At 37.9% G+C, this 22,106-nt stretch carries 15 protein-coding genes and 2 pseudogenes; 12 read left to right on the forward strand and 5 right to left on the reverse strand.

Annotated features, from left to right (window positions below; genetic code table 11):
- The first annotated feature begins 55 nt into the window (after positions 1-55).
- From P4S71_RS22450 to P4S71_RS22495, 10 genes and pseudogenes are all read left to right on the forward strand, one after another.
- Positions 56-2,764, forward strand: a complete 2,709-nt coding sequence (locus P4S71_RS22450; RefSeq protein ID WP_337151557.1) for an endo alpha-1,4 polygalactosaminidase — start codon at positions 56-58, stop codon at positions 2,762-2,764.
- Complete coding sequence (locus P4S71_RS22455) at positions 2,764-6,048, forward strand: tetratricopeptide repeat protein (protein WP_337151558.1); 3,285 nt, start codon at positions 2,764-2,766, stop codon at positions 6,046-6,048. Before P4S71_RS22450 ends, P4S71_RS22455 begins: the two co-directional genes overlap by 1 nt.
- Positions 6,049-6,062: 14 nt before the next feature.
- Positions 6,063-6,578, forward strand: coding sequence for a hypothetical protein (locus tag P4S71_RS22460; RefSeq protein ID WP_008134575.1), 516 nt, complete (start codon positions 6,063-6,065; stop codon positions 6,576-6,578).
- Entirely contained in the window at positions 6,575-7,231 is a 657-nt protein-coding gene (locus P4S71_RS22465) for a hypothetical protein (RefSeq protein ID WP_337120682.1), read from the forward strand. Before P4S71_RS22460 ends, P4S71_RS22465 begins: the two co-directional genes overlap by 4 nt.
- On the forward strand, positions 7,228-7,875 hold the full coding sequence (locus P4S71_RS22470) for a PelD GGDEF domain-containing protein (RefSeq protein ID WP_337151559.1): 648 nt from the start codon (positions 7,228-7,230) through the stop codon (positions 7,873-7,875). The genes P4S71_RS22465 and P4S71_RS22470 overlap by 4 nt, the downstream gene beginning before the upstream one ends.
- Positions 7,868-8,605 (forward strand): HEAT repeat domain-containing protein, encoded by a 738-nt coding sequence (locus P4S71_RS22475; protein ID WP_337151560.1) that lies wholly within the window; start codon positions 7,868-7,870, stop codon positions 8,603-8,605. The genes P4S71_RS22470 and P4S71_RS22475 overlap by 8 nt, the downstream gene beginning before the upstream one ends.
- Positions 8,602-8,850 (forward strand): hypothetical protein, encoded by a 249-nt coding sequence (locus tag P4S71_RS22480; protein WP_337151561.1) that lies wholly within the window; start codon positions 8,602-8,604, stop codon positions 8,848-8,850. Before P4S71_RS22475 ends, P4S71_RS22480 begins: the two co-directional genes overlap by 4 nt.
- Positions 8,843-10,359 (forward strand): annotated as a pseudogene (gene pelF, locus P4S71_RS22485) (GT4 family glycosyltransferase PelF). Before P4S71_RS22480 ends, pelF begins: the two are co-directional and overlap by 8 nt.
- On the forward strand, positions 10,347-11,711 hold the full coding sequence (gene pelG / locus P4S71_RS22490) for an exopolysaccharide Pel transporter PelG (protein WP_096793578.1): 1,365 nt from the start codon (positions 10,347-10,349) through the stop codon (positions 11,709-11,711). Before pelF ends, pelG begins: the two are co-directional and overlap by 13 nt.
- Positions 11,712-11,799: 88 nt before the next feature.
- Positions 11,800-12,117 carry a hypothetical protein gene (locus P4S71_RS22495; RefSeq protein WP_337151562.1) on the forward strand — a complete coding sequence of 106 codons (318 nt, stop codon included), beginning with the start codon at positions 11,800-11,802 and terminating at the stop codon, positions 12,115-12,117.
- 110 nt (positions 12,118-12,227) lie between these two features.
- Here P4S71_RS22495 and P4S71_RS22500 read toward each other — a convergent pair whose 3' ends face one another.
- The 3 genes from P4S71_RS22500 to P4S71_RS22510 form a co-directional block, all read right to left on the reverse strand.
- Entirely contained in the window at positions 12,228-13,229 is a 1,002-nt protein-coding gene (locus tag P4S71_RS22500) for a D-Ala-D-Ala carboxypeptidase family metallohydrolase (protein ID WP_337151563.1), read from the reverse strand.
- 11 nt (positions 13,230-13,240) lie between these two features.
- Positions 13,241-14,566: a L,D-transpeptidase family protein gene (locus P4S71_RS22505; protein WP_337151564.1), complete on the reverse strand. Its 1,326-nt coding sequence runs from the start codon at positions 14,564-14,566 to the stop codon at positions 13,241-13,243.
- Between the two features lie 218 nt (positions 14,567-14,784).
- Positions 14,785-15,753, reverse strand: a complete 969-nt coding sequence (locus P4S71_RS22510; protein WP_337151565.1) for a DNA topoisomerase IB — start codon at positions 15,751-15,753, stop codon at positions 14,785-14,787.
- A gap of 311 nt (positions 15,754-16,064) precedes the next feature.
- Here P4S71_RS22510 and P4S71_RS22515 point away from each other — a divergent pair.
- Positions 16,065-17,949: pseudogene (locus tag P4S71_RS22515) on the forward strand (hypothetical protein).
- A 205-nt stretch (positions 17,950-18,154) separates the two neighbouring features.
- A complete protein-coding gene (gene purU, locus P4S71_RS22520) occupies positions 18,155-18,985 on the forward strand; it encodes a formyltetrahydrofolate deformylase (protein ID WP_007376083.1) in 831 nt (276 codons plus the stop codon).
- Positions 18,986-19,085: 100 nt separating this feature from the next.
- On the opposite strand, the gene P4S71_RS22525 is transcribed toward purU, so the two are convergent.
- Positions 19,086-19,736: a response regulator transcription factor gene (locus P4S71_RS22525; RefSeq protein WP_007376082.1), complete on the reverse strand. Its 651-nt coding sequence runs from the start codon at positions 19,734-19,736 to the stop codon at positions 19,086-19,088.
- A gap of 104 nt (positions 19,737-19,840) precedes the next feature.
- Positions 19,841-21,781 carry an acetate--CoA ligase gene (gene acs / locus P4S71_RS22530; RefSeq protein WP_096793580.1) on the reverse strand — a complete coding sequence of 647 codons (1,941 nt, stop codon included), beginning with the start codon at positions 21,779-21,781 and terminating at the stop codon, positions 19,841-19,843.
- Positions 21,782-22,106: the final 325 nt, after the last annotated feature.

Consider the following 22,106-nt stretch of genomic DNA (forward strand, 5'->3'; position numbering starts at 1 on the left):
TCGGAACGCACGTCATTTCTTATCTCTGCTTAATCCCAACCAAAATGAATCATCAATGAAGTACATTCTATATTTTACGCTTTTAATTTCTGCTCATGTATTCGCCAAGCCAATAAACAACAGCACTGCTTTTTATTATTCAGCACCGATGCCTCTTGCTGAAATGACATTTTATTCTCGTGTGGTAGTGCAACCAGAATTAATCACAGAGCATGAGCTTAATTGGCTTACGCAGCGTAACATTGCTGTTTATGCTTATCTTAGTGTGGGTGAGTCATTCGAAAAAAACACGTCATCACTTGTTGTTAATCCCAATTGGAATAGTCATATTTCCGATTTAACTTCTACGTATTGGCATAAACACATAAAAAACAGCGCTAATGATTTAAAAGACCGTGGTTTCACTGGCTTATTCTTAGATACACTAGATAGCTATCAGCTATTAGATACAACAAGCAATAAAGCATACCAACAAGCTGGGCTAATTTCAATTATTGAGGACCTCTCAAGCTCATTTGATAAACATTTAATACTCAATCGTGGGTTTGAACTACTTCCCAAGTTAAAAGGGTTCGCAACTGATTTAGTAGCGGAGGGGTTATATAGCCATTACAATCCTCTTGATAATAGCTACAAACTCACTGCCGAAAGTGATCAAACATGGCTAATTGCACAATTAAATACAGCAAAAAACTTGGGCTTTAATGTACAAGTGATTGATTATGCAAAACCCAAAAATCGCCTTGCTATGGCTCAAAAAATAATAAAAAACGGTTATGCACCTTGGATAACTGACGGACACCTACAAACATGGGGAACGTCAAATATCACACCAATAGCTAGGCGTATTCTAATTCCTTACAATAGTGATATTAAGCCACTTATCTATACTACGGTGCACTTAAAACTTGCAACCATGATTGAGTATTTGGGGTATATCCCTGATTACATTGATGTAGCAAAAAGAGCGCTTCCTCTCATAGATCCAAGTTTACATGCTGGCGTTATTTCGTGGACTACCAGTGATGCTTTTTATACCCCGGCGATAACTAATTGGCTAGAAACAAATTTAGGCGCTGTCCCTTTGTTAGTTATGGGAGAATTACCGCTTTCGACTACACTACTAATCAAACTAGGTGTAGAAGCACTCAATGTATTACCTCCTGCTCCTTATGAATTAAATTACTTTGCCCCATGGTTCAAAGGTGAAGCCGCGACACCACCACCAATAGTAAAACCATATTTACTGAAACTAGCGCCAAATGCCACTGCGCTTATTAATATAAAAGCGGCTGATGGCAGCATTGTTGTACAAAGTGCAAAAACAAAATATGGTGCTGTGGTGGTTGCCCCTTGGCTAATTGATACTTTTCCGATGGAAGGTAGTAAGTGGGTTATCGACCCTCGTACATTGCTGACAAAGGCGATGGAGCTCCCGCCTATCTTAGTCCCCGATACAACAACTGAAAGTGGTAGGCGCATGCTTACTCTACATATTGATGGTGATGGTTTTTCAAGTATTGCAAATTTTACAGGTAGACCTTATTCGGCAGAAGTGATCCGCGATGAAATAATTAAACGCTATAAACTCCCTTTAACATCATCAATTATTCAAGCAGATATTGAAGCTACTGGACTTCACTCAAAAGCGAGTCCTAAATTAGAACGTATTGCGCGCAGTATTTTCGATTTACCCTATGTTGAAATTGCATCTCATACTTATAGCCACCCTTATTTTTGGACCGCACTCTCTGGTCGGAAAAAAATAGATGAGGATGACACCGACTATGGTTTTCATCTTGATGTGCCAGGATACGACACTATAAGTTTAAAAAAAGAAATTACGGGCTCTATAAAATACATTGACGAAAAGCTGGCACCAAAAAATAAAAAAACAGTATTAATGCTGTGGTCTGGTGACGCAACACCTGGGCCAAAAGCACTTGAACTTGCCCGTGACGCGGGTGTATTAAACATTAATGGCGGCAACACCGATGCAAATGCCGATAACCCTAGCCTGTCTCATATATCACCAATTGGGCGACCTGAGCGCGACCTGTTATATCAAATTTATGCTCCTATCTTGAATGAAAATGTATTCACTAATTTATGGCACGGGCCTTATTATGGGTTTAAACGTTTAACCGAAACATTTGAAATAACAGAAAAACCATACAGATTAAAGCCTTACACTATTTATTATCATTTTTATTCGGGGGAAATACCTGCTGGTCTCGATGCCTTAAAACACAATATAGACTATGTTTTAGCAAGGCCAAATACACCTGTACATTTGAGTCATTTTGCAAAAATTGCAAAAGATTTTTATTTCTCTGCATTAGCAAAAAATAATGACGATGAATGGCTATTTAGCTCAAAATATATTCGTACTTTACGAATACCTAGCGATTTTGATATACCAAATATAGCCCAAAGTGAAGGGATATCTGGTGTAACTCAAAAAGGCGACTACGTACATATTATCAATAATATTGCCCGCCTTAGCTTTGATCACAGCCAAAATAATAGTAAGCCTTATTTAGCTTCTGCTAATGTGGTTATCGATAATTGGCAGGTAAATGGCGCAGTAAGCTTTAAAGCTTGGGTACCCGCTTCACTTGATTTAATGAATGGACGTGAATGTCAATTTACATCTCATTTGGGAGAGCACTTTAAAGGTATCACTCACGGTAAATTAACGCATTTCAAAATACCTATGGGTGACTTTTATGGCTACCTTAACTGTGCTGGGACTGCCCCATAATGAATTCTAAAAAACGCCCTCAGTTAGTATCTATAAAAACAATATTAACGATATTAGCCGTAAGTTGCTTTGCACTTTATGCGTTATTTCCGCATACCCTATTTTTTGAAGATGATACGCTTTCACAAGATTATACTTTTGAAACATCGTACCTAAATGCAGCGCTTAATACTGACCCTGACAATGAAAAACTACGCGCTAAGCTAATTGAGCTACACATAGAGCTAAGCGAATACGCACAAGCGAAAATTGAGCTTGCAAAGTTACCTAAAAGTGAGCGCAAAGCGACACTTGAAATCAAACTACTTTACTCATTATGGTTAGCAAGTGGTGCAAATATAGATGATAGATTTGAAGAATTATCTTTAAAAATAAAGGCCCATAAAAATTGGAATGAACAAGTGCTGAGCATAGCTAAAGCTCTGAGCTTAAATGTAAGTGTTGCACAGTACTACCAGCTAAAAAACAAGCCATTACTCGCCGCTGATTACTGGTTAAGTGCAGGCGAACCAGTTAAAGCATTAGTCATTTATAAAGCAGGTATACACGCAAATATAGCTGAAAAAGCAATTGAAACAGCGCTTGGCGCAAATGATCCTGTGCAAGCCTATATTTGGTGGAAAAAGTATGGCGACCAAGCTAACACTGAACGTACTCTTTATTTAGCTGACTTAGCCGGCAATACAGAAGATGCTGCAGATGCGGTAGAAGCTCTACTAAAAGCTACCCCTAATAATACACACTATTTAACTAAGGCAATGTATTTACGCTTAGCCAATGGTAATGCAAAAGGTGCCGAACAATTACTCGAAAAATTGCTAATAAAAAGTCCAAATAACAAAGAACTCCATTTACTAAATTGGAAAGTAAAACGTTGGCAAAATAAACCCAGCGAAGCACTTAATGAATTTAAGTGGTTAATGGCAAATCATGCAGTAACACCAGCCATGCTCAGTGATAGCATAAACGATGCAACCTCTCTTTATTTGTATCAAGATGCAAATGATATTTACGAATACAAAGCGCAAAATAGGCAGTTAAAAGGCAATGGTTTTGCTAAATGGATGCAAACCAATGAGTTCATCGGCAATGCAAAAAAAGAGCTAAATCATATTGAACGATTTGAACAAATTAGTGGTAAAAGTGTGTTATCACAATACTGGAAAGCTAAAGTACTGCACGATACTGGTAACTTAAAAGGCTTAAGGTCACTATGGCCAACATACCAAGGTCCAAAAAATGAAGAAGATCTATTATGGCTTGCCCGATCATTTTGGCTTATCGATGATTTTTCAACCGCACTTACCATTTTAAAGCAAAAACAACAAAGTACAGACACTGAATTTTGGACTGCACGCGTTGATATGGCATTACGAGTTCAAAATAAAAAAGAAGAGCTTTATGCGTTCGAACAATTAATGACCATTAGTGAGCTCAGTGTAGGTGATATGTTACACTATCAACAACTGCGCTTTGAGAACAATCCTCAAGGCCTTCTCGATTACCTATGGCAGCAACCATCACTTACAATTAGACAATTAATCCAAGTTGCATTATTGAGTTCACACGTTGATGATGAAGAATCGATAAAACGTATCTACCAAGAACTCGAAAAGCAGCGCTATAATAAAGCACTTTATCCTGCTTGGTTAATACTCTCAAACTGGTATCAAAACAAAAGCGATTTAAATTCAGCCTATACCACTTTAAACCGCGCAGCAAAACTAAGCGAGTACAATCCAGACGTGGTACTTGCACAAGGTTGGTTAGCACTGCAAATGCACGATACAGTAATGATAAAACGTATTATAGATAATCATTCAGAAGATGAGACTACTCACGGCTGGACGCAACTGTTAGCTAGCTTATCGATTCATGAAAAATCATATAATAGCGCTTACTTTTACTTACGAAAGTTAGCACTGGCTGATCCAAACGACTTAACAACCCTGGTTAACTTAGCTGATGTAATGAAACAGCTTGGTTATTACGCAAATGCCACCGAACTTAATCATTATTTATTACAACATTTACCTAAAGATAAATACGCCTACCGAGGCTTAATGTACCGCTGGGCAGGTGCGATGGCTATTCCACATTTAATGCAACTTAATTCAATGGATGAACTAGCACCCGAGACAATTGGCGAGCCTCAAACAAACTGGTGGTTAGCACGACGAGCAGCACAAAAGTTAGCTCCTTGGCAAAAACTACAACTTTACATGACTAATGGCGAGTTTAATAAAATTAAACAGCTCATAACGCAAAATGCACTAACCGAGGAAGATAAGTTAAATGCACTTCTCTACCTCAGGCAACCCTACGCAACAATGCAGCGTTGGTACGAAGAACTAACAACTGAGCCGAGCGAATCACAATTAAGTTTGGTTCGTAATGCCCGAGGCTCATACTTTAGAGCACTTGAAATTAATTTATCGCCTGAGGCCGGATTAAACAGTAGCCAATACGATGTAAATGTTTATTTTCCTTATGCCAATGGCCAGTGGAAACTAAGCCTAAGTAATCAGAAAAACTTTAATAATAATGGATTACTGTTTGCTGTAGAAAATAAAATGACATGGGGTCGCTGGTATTTCCATGCAAAAATTGATTCCCACCAAGGTCGTTTAGCAAATCGTCAGGGTATTAGCTTAGATTCTCGCTATCAATGGGATTCTCGTACACAAGTTGGTTTAAAGCTTGAACACAATGTTGAAAATCGCCAGTCAGAGGCCTTACTTAGTTTTGCGCAACTTAACAAAGCTACGGCCTATGTAAACTATAATATTGATGGTCGACAAAACGTGCAATTATCGGCCGCTATAATGTCTTTTTTACGACGAGATAGTGGAAGTTCACTCATCAACGGGCAAGAGTATAACGCCCGATACCAATACCGTATTTTAAAAGATAGGCCAATTTGGACTGCTTATTTTAGCGCGCAATGGCAAGATTTTGAACAAGTGAACACGCTTATAAATACAGGTAACGATGCCGCATTAAATATAGAACTTCAGCCATTTAGACGCTTTGCGCTCGGTACCTCATTTTCCTCAACCAGCTCACTAGAACCGCCCTATTTAGGTACTAGCCCATCATGGCTATTTGATATAAGCACCGGTTACCAGACTATCAACGATGATATTGATGTGTCTGTTTCAAGTGGCGCTGGTTGGTCTATTTTAGGTGATGATTTATTTAAATTACAGCTGGGTTACCAAAGTAGTAATAAGGTTGGTAATTCAGATACACAGTTACAATTAGGATATTACGTACATTTTTAATGTTAGGAGAAAATATGTTTCGCTTAGTTATACCATGTCTAGTTTTATTACTATCAGCCTGTACAACGAGTAGAGTTGCTGATGATGTAGAAATAAACCCATCAACAACAGTTGCCTTATTACCGCTAGTAAATCATGCTCAAACACCTCTCGCTGGTGAGCGTGCTGAAGACATTTTAACAAGTATTTGGCAACAAAATAAATTACCAACGCTTCTTCGCGCACCCAGAAATAGCAATAAGGAGCTACCACCACTTGACGATCAATATCGTTTAGATAACGCCATGCAATGGCTAAGCACTCAACAAGCGGATTATCTACTCACCGGTAGCATTGAAGAGTGGCGCTACAAAGCTGGTCTTGATGGCGAACCCGTTGTTGCTCTTACTTTATCGTTAACTGCGAACGGCCAAACCACGCCGATATGGACAGGAACAATTGCAAAAAGTGGTTGGGGACGCGATAGCATTGCAGCAACGGCACAAGATGTAATTGCCGACTTAATTTCTTATATAGAGGTTAGTGAGTGAAAACACATTTCTTTCGCCCAAGAGAAGTCCCTGAGCTACAGACATGGGCTGAGGTAATTATATTTACCACATTGGCTTTAGGCCTGCCTGTTCTGTTTAATGCCGAGGATCCTTTTTGGACGCAAGGAGGGTTTTCTTGGCCTGTATTAGGGCCTTTACTGGTTGCTTTGCGTTATGGGTTCTCTAAAGGTTTTATCAGCATTTTAACTTTACTCGTAGGCCAATTACTGTTGTTGCAAAGCGATATTTTGGCACCTCAAAGCGAATTCAATATCAACGCCATGATTGGCTATACTATTGTAATTATGATCGCGGGTGAATTTAGGGATGTTTGGGAGCGTACTAATCAACAACAGACTATTCAACTAGAGTATGTGTCTGATCGGCTTGAAAAATTCACTCGTCAATATCATTTAATTAGCTCTTCACACGATCGAATAGAACAAATGTTAGCTGGGCATACATTGAGTTTAAGGGAGTCATTGCAAGCTGTAAGAGCATCTATAGGCCAACTTAAAGAAAGACGTTTAGATAGTGCAGCGCAAGTGATTATCAATTTATTTGTAGAGTATGGAGCATTAGAAAAAGCCGGGCTATATAAAGTGGAAAACAATAATATAGTGGAGCCCCTCTTGCTGTTATTGGTAAAATGACTTCGCCAATAACATCTGACCCACTAATCCTTGCTATGTTTGAAGAAAAAGAACTGGTGTCGGTTAAAAGCTCTAAAGTTTATTTAGGCAGCAGTAAATACCATATCGCAATTCCACTTATTGATGTAAACGATACCATTTATGGCGCTATTTTAGTCGAAAAAGTACAGTTTTTTGCGCTCAAAGAAAACACGCTTACTTTACTTGCCGTAATGGCCGGACACGTTGGAGACTTACTTCGACATGAAATAACCAACCCGATAATGACTAGCGAAGAATCTCCGTACTTTGTTCGCCAAGTAAAACGAGCTAACAAAGAAGCTAAACGTTACAAAATTCCTGCACATTTATTAAAAGTTAAAACATTAAATATTACCAACGAATCCCGTCGACTTATGGAGTATTTAACGGAAGCCCGTCGAGGCTTAGATATTTACTTATATGATGATGAGAAGCAAACTCTGTTAATACTTATGCCACTTACTGATGAATTAGAAAAAGACGGTTTTATAACGCGTATAAATGGGTGGAGTAAAGAACGTACAGGTAAAAATTTAGCTGAATTAGATATCGTTATTGAACAACAAATTGCTTTGCCAATTAGTAAAGATGCGATTAAGCCACTGGTAACACTTCATGATTAGAATTGTCATTGCTGTAATAGTGGGATTTATATATGAATATTTTGCTTTAATAGAAACACTTGATACACCCAATTGGCTTATCGCTATTTTATTACATGCTATAGCAAGTATGCTTTTTACTTTTGTAAGCTATATTGTCATCCCAGCTAAATACAAAAGTACATTATTTGGTGCCCTATTACTGTTATTTTCACTACTGTTTACGCTTCCTCTATTTGGTATTTTAGGCGTTATGTTCGCACTCACGTTTGCTTTGTGTAAACCGCTTAAAAATAATGATATTGAAATACAAGAACACAAAATCCCAGGTCTCCCTTTTGAAGTTCGTAGTATTTCAGCTAATCCAACCTATTCGATGGGTGGATTGAAAGCGATCCTCAAGTATGCAAGTGAGCCAAACAAACGTCTTAGTGCAGTAATGGCTGCACGTCACATGAGTGATACGCAGGCAATTCCTATTTTAAAACTCGCCCTTAAAGACTTAGAAGATGATATTCGTCTGCTTGCTTACTCCACTCTCGATGCTAAAGAAACTAAGTTAAACGAAAAAATAGGCCTATATCAGCAAGAGATATTGTTAACGACTCAGCAACCAAAACTGAGTAACTTGCAACAACAATTAGCTGAAATATATTGGGAACTTAGTTACTTAGGATTGGCACAAGGTGCATTGCGAGAATACGTGTTAAAAAAGCAGAAACACTTTCCTTGCAAAGCATCGAATATGTGAAAAAGCCTGCAACCTTTGTATTTTTGGGCCGGCTTTGTTTAGCTCTTGGTAAATATGAACTTGCACTTAGTCATTTAGCACAAGCCACAGACCTTGGTATGGCACGTCGTCATGTTTTGCCCTATAAAGCTGAAGTTGCTTTTTGTATGAATAAATTCGATGACTGTAAACGTTATTTAAAAGAACTACCAGAGCAACCAAAGGGTAGCGAGTTACGCCATTTACAGGAGTATTGGAATGCCTAAACCAAACGCTGATGTATTACTGCTTTTAGAAGGCACTTACCCCTATGTCCGAGGCGGCGTATCGAGCTGGGTCCATCAAATTATTGAAGGCTTACCACACTATAACTTTGAGCTGGTTTTTTTGGGCGGTGCACCTGAGCATTATGGTGAAATTCAATATACATTACCTAAAAATGTAACCAAATTACATGTTCATTATTTAGTTGAAAACAACGCCTCTGAAATAAAAGCAAAACATGGCGTAAAGTATAAAAAAGAGTTGTTCGAATTTTGGCAACAACTGCAAAACTATTTCCGTGACTCTAAAGAACCGATCCTAGCGAGTTACTAAAGTTTGCTTTTAAAAAGCTTGCCCAAAAAGACGGCATAAACGAAGCCGACTTTTTGTATAGTGAATCCTCATGGCAAGTTCTCGCAAAATATTATTTAACCTACTGTGATGAATCATCATTTATCGATTTCTTTTGGTCGTATCGTAACTTATACAAACCGCTGTTTAAAATAGCAGAGATAGCTCGCGAATTACCTAATGTTAAACTTATACATTCAATATCAACAGGCTATGCGGGATTCCTAGGTTCTGGTGCTAGCGCAATTAGCAACACTGCGTATTTACTAACCGAACATGGTATTTATACCAAAGAGCGTAAAATAGACCTTATTCAAGCCAGCTGGATCAAAGAGTCAGAGCAAGTATTAGGTAAAAATTTAAATACCGAAATGGGCTTTATTCGCAGAATGTGGATTAGTTTCTTTGAGCAGATCGGCAGAACATCTTATCAAGAAGCCGATAAAATAATTTCTTTGTACGATGGTAATAGACAACGACAAATAAAAGATGGCGCCGCACCAGAAAAAACACGCGTAGTGCCAAATGGTATTAAAACATCGCGTTTTATTGAAGCACTTGCACAGCGTCCAAAAACGATTCCACTCACGGTAGGCTTAATTGGTCGTGTAGTGCCTATAAAAGATATTAAAACTTTTATCCGTGCAATCAAAGAGGTTCAGTCTAGTATACCTACAATTGAAGGCTGGATTATTGGCCCATACGAAGAAGACCCTCAATATTATAAAGAATGTCAATTACTTGTCAGCAGTTTAGATTTAGAAAATAACGTTACGTTTTTAGGTATGCAAAATATAGCTGAAATACTGCCTAAATTAGGTATCGTTGCACTAACCTCTATTTCTGAAGCACAACCTTTAGTACTACTAGAAGCGATGGCAGCTGGCGTTCCAGTCCTTGCAAGTGATGTTGGTTCGTGCCGGGAGATTATTGAAGGCGCAACTGACGAAGACAAAGCACTTGGCAAAGCCGGAGAAGTGGTATCAATAGCCTCTCCTAGCGAAACAGCAAAGCAAATATCAAATATCTTAAATAACGACGAAAAGTGGCATGAGTATCAATCGAGTGGTCTTAAGCGCGTAAAAACGTTTTATGACGAAAGCCATATGTTTGCGCAATACGACACACTTTATAAGGATGCAATGTCATGGCCGGAATAGGTTTTGAGATACGAAAAATTCTCAAAAAAAACACCCTACTTTCAGTATTTGAAGCTTATAGTTACGCTGGATTAATTGGTTCTGGCCCGTGGCTACTGTCAATTATTGCGCTTATGCTGATTGGCATTTTAAGTTTAGGTATTGTGCTACCGAAAGTGTTGATCATTCAGTTCTTAACGCTTGTAACCTATATGATGGCCGCATCGCTTATTTTAACGGGTGGCCTGCAATTGATGCTAACCCGTTTTATTGCCGATTTATTTTTTACAAAAGATGATGGATTAGTGCTACCAAACCTACTTGGCGCACAACTAATTACTACAATTGGTGCCCTATTGGTCGGTCTTGCTGTTTGGCCATTTTTACCTTTACCTATTATGACTAAAGTGATTATTTTAGGTGCCTTTATTAGCTTATGTAATCAATGGCTTGGCGCAATATTTTTATCAGGTATGAAAGAATACAGGCTTATTTTAGTCACGATGCTGAGCGGCTATGCTTTCATGGTATTACTGGCATACTTGCTTAGGGACTGGCAGTTAGACGGGTTGTTTTTTGCCTTTTTTGCTGGTGAAGCCTTATTATTTTTCAGTTTTCTATTTATGATTATTCGCCGCTACCCAGGTGAAAAACTTATAAGCTTTGACTTTTTAAGCAATAAAAAAGTGTATTACAGCCTATTTTTATGCGGCCTGTTTTATAACATCGCTGTATGGGCCGATAAAATCATTTTTTGGTATTCACCAAGTACATCAATCCAAATTATTGGAACCCTCAGAGCCAGCCCTATTTATGATTTACCTATATTTTTAGCCTACCTATCTATTATCCCAGGTATGGCCGTATTTTTAGTAAGGATGGAAACTGACTTTGTTGAAGAATATGACCGTTTTTACTCTGCAATTCGCGACGGCTCAACGTTACAAGAAATTTATCATTTGAAAGATAATATGATCCGCACTGCGCGCAGTGGTCTTTACGACATATTTAAAATTCAAGGAATTACTGTCGCTTGCTTATTATTATGGGGAGAGCAAATACTAACTTTTATTGGTATTGATCCAAACTATAAAACCCTCTTATTTATTGATGTAGTTGGTGTAGGCGTACAAGTTATATTTTTATCTATTTTAAACATTTTATTTTATTTAGATAAACGTATTACGGTAATGATACTGGCGGGTCTGTTTTTATTCACTAATATTGTTTTAACTTACTTATCAATTGCATTTGGGCCACAATTTTACGGTTATGGTTTTGCTTTAGCGACCATAATTAGCTCCGTTATTGGTTTATTTTGGTTGTCTAGACAATTTGAAAACTTAGAATACGAAACTTTCATGCTGCAGTAATATATTATATACTTAATAAGAGCGAGGATAGACTAAATCAGCACAAGCACTTATAGCTTAAACATAATAATGAAAAGGAAGTATTTAAATGGAAAAAGGAATTACAACACGTTTTAATATCTTAGCCACAATAGCCTTATGGGCTATAAGCTTTGTCTTTGCATTAACTAATTATGAAGTAGGAAGTACACACGAGTCAAATGCCCTTATAGATATGTATATTGACTCTTTGATTGTAAAAACGATATTACTTTTAGCAACATGGATCGCTAGTGCGTTAGTTTTATCAAAGTTATTTAACGAAATTTGGAATCGTTTATTTTCAGATATTTTTAATGTTCGCCAAATTAACTTTAGCGAATCGTACGCATTTAGCATCTTAATGACATGGGCGTTGTTATCTTAATTCTATTAGCTTTTGATAAGCTTGTCTCAAAAAGTGTTGGTAATATGAGTTTTACCAGCACTTTTTAAATATGCTAGGTGGTAATTGCGCTAATATATTTATTAATATAACTATTTACTCACCCAACGCGCTTTAAAGCCACGCGTATCAACATGTATAAATGCGCCTCTGTGCGACTTAGGCCCATAAATACCTAAACCACCTAGTAAACCTTTAAATGATTCACGTCTAGCTAACGACTCCACTATATCGGCCATAGCTTTAGCGTCACCCATTGAATGCTTACCGTCATTATTTATATCATCCATACGGTAGTTGCCATCGTTATCTATAAAAATATCGGCTGCATCACCAAATACATGTCGACTAAGTTTTACATTGCCGATTGATTTGTTGTAGTACGGAGTTCTATAACCGCTCATAACCACCATATTACTAACCGGTATCCCTTCTAAAATCAGTTCTTTGCGTATTTTTTCTAGTTTAAGTAACAACTTATTTTGTAAAAATAAATACTTTGGGTGCTTACTTCGCTGCTTACTAACAAATTCTTTTAGTGCAAAGTGAGGTGATATTTTTACGTTTTCATTTTCAGGCGTTACCTTAACAAAGCCATCGGGCACTATGTAGTGTGAAACGTCTTTAATCTGTGAAGGTTTAGGATAGTGCCCAATGTGGTAATACTTGAGCTTTCCTCCTTCAACATTGTCTGCCGGTACTTTTACAAATACGTTGATTTTCATACGCTGTTTTTTATCGGGCGACTCAATAATTACCGTTGTTAAACCAGGCTCTTTGGGTGCTTGCCATTGCCAACGGTTGGTATCTGTAAGCTTAGATTTCCCTTGAGTGTTAATTAGTGTGTAAGCATTTTTTGATTGCGCAAAAAGCACTTCAAACTCAACTTGCTCTTTGGGCATTACAAATACTGAAAACACCGAATATGGCATAACTATATCGTTAATTTTTAGGCTAAATTCTGCATCTTCAAAATTGGCTTTGTTTTTTATCTCAACTACCTGATGCGCAGGCTTTGTAGGCGCTGCAGCAAATACACTATTGCTAAATATAATTGTGAATATGGCGATAGAAATATAATGAATAAATTGCATAAACCCTCTCATTATTTATTTTTTAACAAAGCAGCAATTACCGACTGCTTACTATTGTTTAAAAGTGCTTTTTTATCACGTTGATATATGTCATCTCTAAAGTTAACCAGTTTGTTTTCATCAACCCATGCAGTCCAATAGACTAAATGAATAGGAAGAGGCTCATCTAAATGAAACGTTTGAGTATTATTTTGGTCACGAGCGCTATCGATATGACTGAGTGTTTGCGCTTCTCCTTCGTGCTTAATAATCTCACGCGCTAACGAAAAAGGCTTTTCTATTCTTATACAACCATGCGATAAGGCTCGGTTTGCTTGGCTAAAACGGTGCTTTGCTGGTGTATCGTGAACATAAATTGCTTCGGGATTGGGGAATAAATACTTAACCTCCCCTAGAGGGTTTTGGCTCCCTGCTCGTTTTACTAAAAAGTGATCAAATTGGTACGGCTTAATAGAATCCCAATCAATATTGTTAGGATTAACAGTTTGTGAATCTAGGTAACTGTTTTTTCTAATTTCAATATTATTTTTTACAAGGTAGTCAGGATCTTCGGCTACCTTTGGTGCAATTTCTTTAGTGGCAATTGAGGTGGGTATACGCCATTCAGGATTAACTACAAACTTTTCTATTTCGTCGCTAAATGCAGGTGTTTCCCAACTTGGTTTACCTACAATTACGTTGTTTTTTAATTTTACATCGCCCGCTTTTACAAATCGTAAGCTGTATTCTGGAATATTTACATACACATATTGCTCATCACTTGCGCCTGCAAAGTTAGTTATTCTATAAAAGTTAAGTTTTAATTTATCGAGTTTTTGCTGTGCAGGCACATTAAGCGATGCAAATGTACGCTTACCCACTCGGCCATCAACTTTTAAACCATGGCGACTTTGAAATTGCTTAACAGCTTGCTCTAAATCTTTATCAAACGTGCATATAGCTTCGTCGCACACATTAGTTTTTAAGTCACGCTCTTGATATAAACGCTGTGCAAGTAAGCTCACCTGATTATTATTACTGCCTAGTTCAAGCAATTCGTCGTTATATAAGTGTGTAAAACCACCTTTGTTAACTATTTCTTGATACCAATTAATTGCTTTTTCTGTACGTTCAATTAACTTCGCTGAATATTGGTCAAAGTAGTAGGTGTCATCAGCTTGCATGTACTTTTGTGAGTTGTAAGTAGTTAGTGAAGAGTTAGCGAGTACCACACTTTCAAGCTCATTAGCAGCGAGTGTTGGTGCTGAGCATAAGCCGCCCATGCCAATAAACAATGCTGTTTTTAAAGTAATACCCTTTGCTTTAGTAAGCGCTTGATTTGAAAATGACCCCTTCACTGTGTACCTCCTCGCTAAATATCGTTGATAAATGCTTATGTACTTATCACTAAGTAGTGCTTTGAAGGTGCAACGGTAATGCCAAATTAAACTTTTAAATTAAACAATTGAAATTTAATGACTTTTTAAAATAACTTATTCTAAACGTTAATAAATAAAATTAGAGAATATGTAATTAATATGCCCAAGTGTGTAAAGTTGCTATGGCAATTAATCGTTTAAAAAGCTAAAAAACCACGTTCATAACGACTCAAGTACTTCGTTTTTCGTGGTAATGAAAGGGACTCCCTCCACGCAGTTTGAGTATCTTCATCTTCTTTACACAGCGTAATTAAATCGGGATGCACATACGATTTACGTGCTATAGCTGGAGTATTACCGAGTTGCTGGGAGACACTATCAAGCATGTTTTTTAAAGTAAGCGCCCCTTTAGCTTTAGCTAATTGTTTGAATGCAATAACGCTTGCTCGCCAAGTTCTAAAGTGCTTTGCACTAAACTCCTCGCCCATTATTTGCTGAATGTATTGATTTATTTCACTTGATGTAACATTTGTGCGCTCACCTTCATTTATATACTGAAATAAATGCTGCCCGGGTAAATCTTGTAAGTCTTTTATTACATGGCTAAGCACCCTATCGGTTATGTTTACTTCACGTTCCTTGCCTGATTTAGCACGGTACTTTAGCTGAATATTTTTACCCGTGAGTTTTGCATGGCGTGTGCGTAGTGTTGTAGCGCCAAAACTTTTATTTTGCTTTACGTTACGCTCGTTACCTACCCTCAACGCACCTAAATCCATAAGTCTTACAACTGCCGCTAAAGTACGTTCAATATTAAGCTCATCGCCTTGTAAGTCTGTTTCTAAACGCGCTCTTAACAAAGGGAGTTTATTACCAAATACTCCACATGCTTGGTATTTTTTTGCTTCTTGCTGTGCCCTAAATTCAGGATGGTAGCGGTATTGCTTTCGCCCCTTACTATCAAATCCTATCGCTAAAATATGCCCGTTTTCTTCTGAGCAAAACCAGGCGTTTTTATAGGCAGGCGGAAACGCCAATCCATTCAAACGATCAATCACATTTTGCTCTTTTATTTGCTTACCGATTGGATCAAAGTAAAGCCAACTTTTATGTTTAAGTTTACGAGTGATCCCTGGTAAATTATCGTCTACATAAATTAGCTTCACTAACCCTCCAGTTATATTTAAGCATGTGTCGAAATATAAAATGTATCACTTTAAAATAACCTTAAACTGAACAAGATTATTGATATATAATAAAAAACCAACAACAATTATAAATACTTAATATATATTAATAATTCTATTTAGGTTTTCGTAAAGTAGGTCTAACTTACGCGCCAGCAACAAGTCTATTACGATTAAACTCAATGCACCTAGCGCTAAAAATAGCTACTTGAGGTAGATTTATTATCCTAAGTTCAGATTAATTACACTTTGTCCCCTGCAATTGGGGTGCTGTTTAAATGGAGAATTCAATGGCTTTTGATTATGGATCGATTGATCTTGGACTAAAAACCCCTTCAAACTGGAAGGTAAAGTAACAGCATTAAGAGGACTCATTGAGTCTATAGCTGGTATTAGTTTACTTGTTATTGCTGCAGGCTCTGTGAAAGAAGATACAACCGCAGGTTGGATTTTAATGGTGTTTGGCATGCTTATTTTAGCATTCGGCATTCGCTCACTATCGGCAGGTATTTATGCAACACTTAAATACTTTGTAGGTAGAAACCACCCAACTTCACTTGCTTATAATTACAGCAAATCGCAAGCATCAACCGCTCAAGAAGAACAAAAAGAAGTAGCCTATACAGCGCAATCACTTGAAGAAATGCTGGTTGGTCGTAAAAACAGTACATTTAAAGAGCCTAATGGTTTTTATCACGCTTACTTCACAGCTTAATCCCTAAGTTATTGTTTCTACCATATCCTATTCGTAATGTTGCCCAGCGATTATTTGGCTCATGGGTAAGCACCTTTGTCGCTCTTATTGCTTATGGCCTTGTTGCATTTGTGTCTTTGTCGGGCTTTACCGGTGAAGCTGGGGAATTAGCATTTCCGGTTTATAGTGCAATATTAATGTTTTACGTGCTTTTTTCGTGGCGTTCTACAGGTAAACCTATCTCTCGAAATGCAGAAAAGAATATTGAATCACTTGGAACTGGTGCGCTTGCAAAAATTATTTCGTTATCTTTTATTTTACCCATCGCTATTGGTCTTTCTATGTCATGGTTGATGAAAGAGCAACGTATTAGTAAACAAGAAATAGATAGCTGGCTTGAGCAACTGCCTAGTCTTCATGCTGGAATGTACTTAATTGCAATTATTATATTAGCGACTCTAAGCTGTGCGCTTGCTTTTATCATGATCAAAGCGCGTTTAAATTCAGTTACCCCTTCAGCTGAAGTATCTGAACTACGTGAAAACTGGCAAGAGTCTGTTCATCCAGACGAGATTTTCATAAACCTCGATAACCTAGTAATGGCTAATCGTCGCTATAAAGAAGTACCTAACAGAGTTTACAGAGAATTAGACCCTAAGCTTCAAGAACAAATAGAAGGTAAAGGCGGTTTTAAAGGTGAAATGATCCAAGAGATTCAGCCTAAACTGCACTCAATGGACTTAGGTAAAAACTTTACACTCGCGAGATTACTTGCTTTGGTGAGCGGTAACTTACTTTATATTGTAGCGTTAGCATTTACTGTGTTTTTAGCGTATTCGTTTATTAATATTTACCATTACATTGATGCGGCAAATATCAATAGCTTTAAACAAGCATTTAATAACCAACATGTTATTCAATTTAGTGAACTATTAATGACAAGCTTTCACTTATTGCTAATAGGTATACTTATTAAAGCATTTGCACAATTGCTAACAAACACGGCTCATCTGTTTTTTGCCGAAATGCAATTTGAATCACTGCTTGTGTACTTTAAATGCGAAGGTACCTTTACTGAGTCTAAAATATCAACAGGTACTGGTATTCACGATAGCACCCGCTCAGAAAATACTTTAGTACGCAGTAGCATAACGCCTTGGATTATTGTTTCTCGTGTTATTTCTACTACGTTTGCTGCAACAGGTATGAAAAACCTTGAGCATCCTCGCCATATTATGGAAATGCATAAAGACGAAGGACAATTACAAGCAATCAAAAAAGACGTTATTGCGTTCTTAAAAGACCGCGAATCTATCGCCTCAATCACCAGTGAGCGCGATTTAGGTAATGCGTCACAAATACATCAACTAAACCAACAAACGCGCGCTATACCTACTCAGCAAGCGATAGCGAAAGATGATGAAGAAGCTGCCGGGTATTTAAGACAAGAAAAAAACTTATCTCCCGAGCCCAAGAGTTAATTAACCTGAAACCTAGATAATTTTTATTAATGCCACCTTGGTAACTTAGGTGGCATTTTTTTACCCTCTATTCAATACTTTTTAACTTTATTACCTCTTTTGCACTCAACAACATGATTAATATTGGATTAGTTCACAAAGCCCTTGCTTTATGTGCCAAAACACAAATAATGAAAGGATTAATTACAGGGTAAGAATGAGGACAATGAGCTATATACTAACCACCCAATGTGCTGATGATGTAGGCTTAATAGCTAAAATCACAGGGCTTTGCCATAAAAATAATTTAAACATTACGCGTAACAACGAATTTGTAGATAAAGACGCGCAGCGATTTTTTATGCGTACAGAGCTTACAGGCGAGCCACAAAGCGACTTTTTAGATCAACTACGCGCATTGTTGCCAGATGGGGCTAAACTTGCGCTACATTGCGGCGCAAAAACTAAAGTAGTTTTATTGGCAACTAAAGAAGCTCATTGTTTAGGTGGTATGCTGTTAAAGCAATTTGAACAAACTCTTAATATTGAAGTACTCGCTGTAATTGCTAACTATGCTGATTTAGAGCCGCTAGCTAAAGGGTTTGGTGTGCCATTTCATGTTGTATCGCACGAAGGGTTAACCCGTAGCGAGCATGATGAAAAGGTAGGCGATTTAATTGCCAGCTACAACCCTGACATTATTGGCCTTGCCAAATACATGCGTATTTTAAGTCCTGAATTTGTGGGTCGATTTGAAGGTAAAATAATTAATATTCATCACTCATTTTTGCCAGCATTTATAGGTGCTAAACCTTATCATCAAGCATTTGAGCGTGGCGTAAAAATTATTGGTGCTACCGCTCACTTTGTTAATAATGAGCTTGATGAAGGTCCTATTATTTTGCAAGATGTAACCAGCGTTACACATGCGAATACCGCTGAAATGATGGCTAAAATGGGCAAAGATGTTGAAAAGACTGTGTTTTGTAAAGCACTTCAACTTGCCTCAGAACATAAGCTATTTATTAATGGTAATAAAACCGTGGTGTTTTCTTAGCATTATTCCAACTGCTTAATTATTCTACATATAAAAAATGCCAGCATTGTTGCTGGCATTTTTTTGCTCATAAATAAGCTAATAACTTTTTAAATGTAAATTATGCCTGCTCTATTGGTTCGAGCTTTAATTTAGCGGCAATTAAAACGGCTTGGGTACGATTGTACACACCAAGTTTTCTAAATATGGCTGTAATGTGTGCTTTTACTGTCGCTTCTGATATGTGTAGTTCATAAGCAATTTGCTTATTAAGTAAACCTTCGTGCAGATATTGCAGCACTCGGTATTGTTGAGGCGTTAATGAGGCAACTTGCGCTGCTATTTCTCTATCTTCACCTTCAATTTCAGCTACTTTGTTTTTTAACTCTTTTGGTAGCCATGTATCACCTTCAAGTATTTGGTTAATTGCACTGGCAATATCATCAGACGATGACGATTTAGGAATAAAACCCATAGCGCCGTAACCCATTACTTTTGAAACGATATTCACGTCTTCACTACCCGAAACAACGGCTATAGGTAAGCTTGGGTATTCTTCTCGAATACGAATAAGGCCATATAAATCACCATTACCTGGCATGTGAAGGTCTAGCAGTAATATATCAAGATCCTCTTGCTCGCTTAACACTTGCAATGTGCTGTCAAAATCGGATGATTCAAAAACGGCTAAACCTTCAAATTTTGCGCTCAGTGCGCCTTTTAGTGCTTCACGAAATAACGGATGGTCGTCCGCTATTAAAAACTGACTCATGGTTCACTCCTAATAAATTCGGCTGCCAGTTAGGTTTAAAACCCTTACTGACAGCCGATATACTACGTTTAGAATCAACTTGTAATCAAGTTTTTAACGCACATTTAACGATTTAATCTGTTCTCGATTAGTTCATCGACAACTGAAGGATCCGCAAGCGTTGACGTATCACCGAGTTGTTGGTGCTCATTTGCAGCGATTTTACGTAAAATACGACGCATAATCTTACCTGATCGTGTTTTTGGCAATCCAGGTGACCACTGAATCATATCTGGAGATGCTATTGGGCTTAGCTCTTTACGAACCCAGTTACGTACCTCTTTGGTTAACTCATCGCTTACCGCTACACCTTCGTTAGGCGTAATATATACATAAATACCTTGGCCTTTAATATCATGCGGGTAACCCACTACAGCTGCTTCAGCTACAGCTTCATGCGATACAAGTGCACTTTCAATTTCGGCAGTCCCTAAGCGATGACCCGATACGTTTAATACATCGTCCACACGACCTGTGATCCAGTAATAACCATCCTCATCACGACGACAACCATCGCCTGTAAAGTACACTCCTGGGTAGGCGCTAAAATAAGTTTGTTCAAAACGTTCATGGTCGCCATAAACAGTTCGCGCTTGCGATGGCCAGCTATCTAAAATAACTAAATTACCATCTACAGCACCTTCGAGTGTACTACCTTCGGCATCAAATAATGCAGGCGCAATACCAAAAAATGGATGTGTTGCAGAACCTGGTTTTGTATCAGTAGCGCCTGGAAGTGGTGTGATCATTATGCCACCGGTTTCTGTTTGCCACCATGTATCAACAATCGGGCAATTAGATTTACCAATACTCTCGTAATACCATGTCCACGCTTCTGGATTAATTGGCTCACCTACTGAACCTAAAATACGTAAACTATCGCGATTTGACGAAGCTGTTGGCTCATCACCTTTGGCCATTAGTGCTCTAATTGCTGTAGGAGCGGTATATAAAATAGTCACACCGTGTTTATCAACTACTTCGCCCATACGCCCAGCTGTTGGATAGGTAGGTACACCTTCAAATACAACTTGAGTACAACCGTTTACTAATGGCCCGTACGCTATGTAACTGTGGCCTGTGATCCAACCTACATCGGCACTACACCAATACACATCATCTTCTTTTAAATCAAATACGTATTCATGTGTCATTGATGAGTAAACTAAGTAACCACCGGTGGTATGCACAACACCTTTAGGCTGACCAGTAGAACCTGATGTATACAATATAAACAAAGGATCTTCAGCATTCATTGGTTCTGGCTCACACTGTGCTGGTAAGTCAGCAACTAGCTCGTGCCACCATATATCGTGCTTATTCCAATCAACTTCACCACCGGTTAATTGGTGCACAATAACATGTTCAATTGTGGTTACAGAATCTTGCGCTACCGCTTCATCAACGTTTGCTTTTAATGGTACGCAATTACCTGCACGTCGACCTTCATCAGAAGTAATAACGACTTTAGCGCCCGAATCCCTAATACGGTCGGCAATCGCTGATGGTGAAAAGCCACCAAATACAACAGAGTGAATAGCACCAATTCGTGCACAAGCTTGCATTGCGTAAATGGCCTGAGGCGTCATTGGCATATAAATAGCTACACGGTCACCTTTTTTAACACCTAACTTTTTTAAGCCATTGGCAAATTTAGCCACTTCATCATGAAGTTTTTGATAAGTAATGTGCTCACTTTGAGAAGGATCATCACCTTCCCAAATCAGCGCCACTTTATCGGCTTTTGTCTTTAAGTGGCGGTCAATACAGTTATAAGAAGCGTTAAGGTAGCCATCTTCATACCATTTAATGCTGATATGGCCTTTATCAAATGAGGTGTTTTTAACTTTAGTGTAAGGAGTAGACCAATCGAGGCGTTTGCCGTGCTCATCCCAAAAACTTTCTGGATCGTCAATAGATTGCTTATAAAGCGTATTATATTTATTTTTATCAATGAGTGTTGCGTCTTTAATGTGCGCAGGAACTGGATAGATACTTTGTGACATCTTAGTCTCCATTTAAATTACTTGCCTTGGGCTCTTATCAAGGATTACTCAGCAGTGCTTTATTAAGTATTAGACCTTAGTTGTACACACCTTTAAATTCTTCAGTTGTAGTTTATAATTGGCTTGGTTTAATTATTTTACATAAATAATACAAGATGTTAAATATAAGTAAATGCAAACTACTTATACCTTAAACCTTAGTCTTATAGACCAATAGGTAATTGAGTATATCTCGTACATATTTAACAGTGTTGCCGTACAATAATAAAACAATTTTGCTAAAACTTAACTAATCTATTATTTAACAAATAAAAATAGAATGTGT

Origin of the sequence: Pseudoalteromonas sp. B62 (assembly GCF_037162565.1) — a bacterium.
GTDB classification, from domain to species: domain Bacteria; phylum Pseudomonadota; class Gammaproteobacteria; order Enterobacterales; family Alteromonadaceae; genus Pseudoalteromonas; species Pseudoalteromonas fuliginea.